Origin of the sequence: Mesorhizobium captivum (assembly GCF_033977165.1) — a bacterium.
Classification (GTDB): Bacteria; Pseudomonadota; Alphaproteobacteria; order Rhizobiales; family Rhizobiaceae; genus Mesorhizobium; species Mesorhizobium captivum.
Genome location: NZ_JAVIJB010000094.1, coordinates 1 through 3,216 on the forward strand (window position 1 = coordinate 1; position 3,216 = coordinate 3,216).

3 protein-coding genes and 1 pseudogene are annotated in these 3,216 nt (G+C 60.2%); 1 reads left to right on the top strand and 3 read right to left on the bottom strand.

Features of this window, described 5'->3' with window-relative positions; genetic code table 11:
• Positions 1–42: 42 nt before the first annotated feature.
• From RFM40_RS33265 to RFM40_RS33275, 3 genes are all read right to left on the bottom strand, one after another.
• A complete protein-coding gene (locus tag RFM40_RS33265) occupies positions 43–615 on the bottom strand; it encodes a recombinase family protein (protein WP_320279028.1) in 573 nt (190 codons plus the stop codon).
• Between the two features lie 262 nt (positions 616–877).
• Positions 878–1,180 carry a hypothetical protein gene (locus tag RFM40_RS33270; RefSeq protein ID WP_320279029.1) on the bottom strand — a complete coding sequence of 101 codons (303 nt, stop codon included), beginning with the start codon at positions 1,178–1,180 and terminating at the stop codon, positions 878–880.
• Positions 1,177–1,917, bottom strand: coding sequence for a hypothetical protein (locus RFM40_RS33275; protein WP_320279030.1), 741 nt, complete (start codon positions 1,915–1,917; stop codon positions 1,177–1,179). The genes RFM40_RS33270 and RFM40_RS33275 overlap by 4 nt, the downstream gene beginning before the upstream one ends.
• Before the next feature lie 341 nt (positions 1,918–2,258).
• On the opposite strand from RFM40_RS33275, the pseudogene RFM40_RS33280 reads away from it, so the two are divergent.
• A pseudogene (locus RFM40_RS33280) lies at positions 2,259–2,711 on the top strand (LuxR C-terminal-related transcriptional regulator); the annotation flags it as partial.
• Positions 2,712–3,216 lie beyond the last annotated feature (505 nt).

Genomic DNA, 3,216 nt, shown 5'->3' on the forward strand with positions numbered 1-3,216 from the left:
TGACCGCCTCGGCCACGGCATCGGCCGAGACCAGCCTTTCCTTCAGGCCTGAGAGGACTCGCTGCTCATCTTCTCGCGGGTGATGGAGCGGCCATTGTCGCAGATGCCCCGGCGCTGGTGGTTCAGACAGGCATAGCGCTCGCGTGTGAACAGGCCGTAGCGGCCGCCGCAGCAGCCGCAGGTGAGCAGGCCGGAAAGCAGGGAGACCGGCCGCCTCATGGTGTGCAGCCTGCTGGCCCGGGCCTTGCGTGTGGCGACGGCCACCGCCTCGAACTGGCTGGCGATGGATTTTTGTCTCTCCTTCACGGCCTGCCACAGATCGTCCTCGACGATCCTGAGATGCGGCACCTCGGTGCGGATCCATGTGGCTGGCGGATTGGCCCGCGACACGCGCTTGCCGGTGGCGGGATCCTTGACGAAGTGCTGTCGATTCCACACCAGCACACCGGTATAGAGCTCGTTGTTGATGACGCCGGTGCCCCGGATCACATGCCCGCGCACGCTGGTGTCGCCCCAATGCCGGCCGAGCGGACCGGGAATGCCTTCCTTGTTGAGGTCGACGGCGATCGCCTTCGGGCTCTTACCCGCGGCAAATTCGCGGAAGATGCGGCGCACGATTGTCGCTTCCTCCGGCACGTTCGGGGCGCCCCTCGCGGTTGACGAGGTCGGCGTTGTCGTTCGCCGGAACCAACGCCTGTGGCCCAGTCCTGGTCTCTTCGGCCATCGCGGTCGCTCCACTGGTGGATCGGCCCGCTATCAGATGTCTCCGGATGGCAAAGGAAAGCACGAAGTTCATGTCGTAGGGGCACAGCGTGCAAAGACTTGCGCCGTGCGGTTTCGTTTCCCCAGCTAGATGCCAAGAAGGCAATGGCGGCGCTCAATTTAAGGAGCGCCGGTTGGTCGGGGCCATCATGCCTGCCAACTCGGATTCCGGTGAATCGGCTCGAAGACAGTCAAAAACCTGAAACCAGAACTGGTATTCCGGCATGTCGCCATCGCAGTTCGCCACCAGAGCGCCCCAAGCGACCGCCGTTACTGCCAAATCGCCCCATAGCGCTTTTGCGGCGTCAGCGACTTCGATAACGGAACATTCGCCAAGCACCGCGTCGGTCTCTGCTGCCTCGCGGGAAAAAGGAGAATCCTCAACGATGATCAGCGATCGATCGACCAGCTTTTTCACGCTACACCTCCATCCGACTCTATCCAGAAACGCAAGATGTCCCCTCTCCGTTTTCGAAGAGGCGCCGGCTGGAGCATGTCGTTTGGAAACATCTGCTCAGGAACAAGCCGCTGGCCGTTGCGGATGACATCATCGAGTGCCGAGCGTATCTGCGGCCAGGGAAACTCGGCTTGGTCTTCAGAGATCTCAGCTTCCCTAAGCGCAGCATCAAGCTTCGCTGCCACACCGGCAAGGGAAGCGGCGGGGGTTTTGGATAATGCCTCAAGCAGGTCCTCCGCCCGGTCGGCAGCGTCGCGTTCTGCCCGCAACGTCGCCGAGTAGCCTATTTCCCTGTCGGCGGCATCCCAGCGCGCTTGATGATCCGCAAGATCGGCTTCCGCCTTCACGCGCAGTGCCACGTCTTCTGGATCGAGATCGAGCACTTCGTGAAGCGCCTTGAGTGAATGCAGAGTTACGCGTCTGTCGTCTCGCAGCCGGATGGTCGCAGAAGGAAAGCCAACGGTCTCGACGAGTTTCCGCTCCAGGCGCTGCTGCTGACGGCACAGCCGTTCAGTCTGCTCGTGGGACGCCTTCCATTTGCGCCACAACGCCACTGCAGGGTCGGTGGGCTGGTTCTTTTCTAAATCGTTGCGGGCAAACGCGTTTCGCTGCGATCCCGCAATTGCAATTGCCGTTCCTGCCAGTACCCTCCTGCGCGTGACGAAAGGCAAAGTCGTGGTATTGTCGGAATCAGCCATGATCCGAGCTCCGACAGCTTGGTTGTGGTTAGGCCGAATGGCGTGTTGGAGCACGTCGTTCGGCTGTGAACGCGAACTACATATTACGTACATACCGTACATTACGGATGCCCCAATTGTCAAACACTCCTGATCCTATTGACACCAAAACTGAGCGCTTCGAGTTGCGACTCTCGAGTGACTTGCTTGCTCGCGTTGACGAATGGCGCCGCAACCAGCCCGATCTTCCCACTAGATCTGAGGCGTTCCGCCGGTTGGTTGAGGCTGGGCTAGCTTCTAGATAGTTGGCGGCCCGGTGAATTCCATCTCGCTTACTAGTCTCAGGAGTCACAGGGGCTTGCGACGTGCGCATGCCCGGCATCGACGGCATCGAATTCTTGAGACAACTGAAAGCCCGTGGTCTGAGCGTGCCGGTGATTGTGATGACGGGACACGCAGATGTCGCACTGGCTGTCCAGGCGATGAAGGAGGGCGCTGCCGATTTCATCGAAAAGCCGTTTGACGACCAAGTGCTCATCGATGCAATTCGTTCTGTCCTGGACCACCGCAGGCAGCCCATCGCGGCACACCCGCAATCGAGCGAGATCCGGAAGAATCTTGCCACGCTGTCAGATCGAGAACGTCAGGTGCTCGATGGGCTTGTCTGCGGACTGCCGAACAAGACGATCGCCTATGATCTCGGAATCAGCCCGCGCACGGTTGAGATCCATCGCGCCAATGTCATGAGCAAGATGGGCGCCGGCAGCCTCTCGCATCTGGTGCGCATGGCCTTGATCGCTGAATCCAAACACTAAGGCAGGTTTCGAAGCAGGCCTGCCCGATCCTTTCGGACTTCCCAGTCACGCCAGTGGGTCGGCCGGATATCGACGCGTGCGCCTGTAACCGCATGCCGCCATCCCTCCCGGCCTTTTTCGCAGGGAAATATGAGCGCATGCAAGCCTTCCTCGTCCAGAACGGCTAGTTCGAGGCTGCGGCCAAACGGAGCGCTTGCAATTGGATTCCACATCCGAACAGCGTGTGCCGAAAGGCGGTTCCGCGCTTTGATTTGAATCAGTTTTGGATGGTCTGCGTCGAAATCCCGCCTTCCGTGAGACCTCCACGCGTCCAGCAATTTGATGTAGCTCAAAGCGGAGCCCTTCCCCTGTTCGTAAGTTGAGGCCAGCGGATCGACCAGTCGCAGCCTGCGGCGGCTTCCTGCAGGAGCTCAATTATGAACTACCAGCGGTTCTTCCAAGACGCGATCGACCAGCTCCATGCGGAGCGGCGCTACCGCGTTTTCGCCGACCTCGAGCGCATGGT

Bases quoted from the DNA above. Each gene is read 5' to 3' on its own strand.
- RFM40_RS33275 (WP_320279030.1), bottom strand. From the start codon at position 1,917: ATGGCTGATTCCGACAATACCACGACTTTGCCTTTCGTCACGCGCAGG.